A 1,641-nucleotide genomic window follows, 5' to 3' on the forward strand; every position below is an offset into this window, starting at 1 on the left:
CAGTAGTCCAGGCCCGTGCGTGCCACCGATCTTGTCACGATCGCACCGCGGAACCGGCCGGCACCGAGACCCGCCCCCAGAACCCACCACCGAGCGGAAGACACGGAGAGAAATGTCGCGTTCACCTCGCCGGGACGAGCCGGTCGCCATCGTCGGCACGGCCTGCCTGCTCCCGGGCGCCCACAGCCCCGAGGAGTTCTGGACCGGACTGCTCGCCGGGGCGGACCACCGCACCGAAGGCGGCCCGGAGATCTTCGGAACCGGCCCCGACGTGCCCGGCGGCTGGGGCGACCCGGACCACCACGTCACCGCCGTGCGCGGCGGTTTCGTCACCGAACCCGCCATCGACCTGGAGGGCCTGCGCCTGCCCTCCGACCACCTGGCGGGCCTGGACCGTGTGGTGCGCTGGTCGGTGCACACCGTGCGACAGGCGCTCGCCGACGCCGGGCTGGGCGCCCGCCCCGGCGCCCTGGCGCGCACCGGCCTGGTCCTGGGCAACTACGCCTTCCCCACCGAGCAGTCGGTGCGGCTGTGCGTCCCGCCGGTACGGCAGGCCGTCACCGAGGGCCTGTCCCGGGCCGGACTGCCGCTGCCCGCGGACCCGGCCGGCACGGACGCCGAGCCCGCGCCGGAGAATCTGTGGCCGTTCGGGGGGCCCGCGGTGACCACCGCCGACGCCCTCGGTCTGGGCGGCCCCCGGCTGGCCCTGGACGCGGCCTGCTCCTCCGCCCTCTACGGGATCTCCCTGGCCCGGGACTACCTGGCCACCGGCCGGGCCGACACCATGGTCGCCGGAGCGGTCTGCGCTCCCGACCCGCTGCTGATCCACCTGTCCTTCTCCGATCTGCGCGCCTACCCGGACAACGGCGTCAGCCAGCCGTTCGACGGCCGGTCCACCGGCATCGTCACCGGCCAGGGCGCCGGGGTCTTCGTGCTGAAGCGGCTCGGCGACGCGCTGCGCGACGGCGACCGGGTGTACGCGGTGCTGGAGGCCGTGGGCCTGGGCAACGACGGCGCCGGCCGCCATCTGCTGAGCCCCAACGAGTCCGGGCAACTGGCCGCCTACCGCCAGGCGTACACCGGGATCGACCCGGCCACCGTGGACTACATCGAGTGCCACGCCACCGGCACCCCGCTGGGCGACGCCACCGAACTGCGCGGGCTCACCTCCTTCTTCGCCGAGCGCGGCGGCGTTCCGCCGCTGCTGGGATCGGTCAAGGGCAATGTGGGGCACCTGCTGACCGTGGCGGGCTTCACCAGCCTGCTCAAGGCCGTCCTCGCGCTGCGGCACGGCACCGTCCCCGCGACCGCGGGCGTGATCGACCCGCTGCGTCCGGCGGGCGGCGAGGCGGCCGCCGAGCGGATCCTGCTCGAGAACACGCCCTGGCCGCAGGGGGCGGGGCCGCGCCGCGCGGCGGTCTCCGCCTTCGGCTTCGGAGGCACCAACGCCCACCTGGTCCTGGCCGGTCCCGAGGCCGCCGAGGCCGCGGCCCCGGCCGCTACCGCCCCGGCACCCCCCGGGGGTGACGGCTTCGTGTCCGCGGGGGGTGAGTGTGACGCGGCGGACGCGGGCGTCGTGGGGGTCGGGGAGGCGTTCGGCATAGCCGAGGCGCTCGAGTTCGGCGACCGCCTTGGAGGCGC

General features: G+C 75.7%; 1 protein-coding gene. It reads left to right on the top strand.

The genetic code is table 11. The features are described 5' to 3' along the window. Positions 1 to 112: 112 nt before the first annotated feature. On the top strand, positions 113 to 1,641 hold a 1,529-nt coding region (locus tag LJ221_RS15705; RefSeq protein ID WP_241717357.1), incomplete at its 3' end, for a polyketide synthase.

The organism is Streptomyces sp. CNQ085, assembly GCF_022614595.1.
GTDB lineage: Bacteria > Actinomycetota > Actinomycetes > Streptomycetales > Streptomycetaceae > Streptomyces.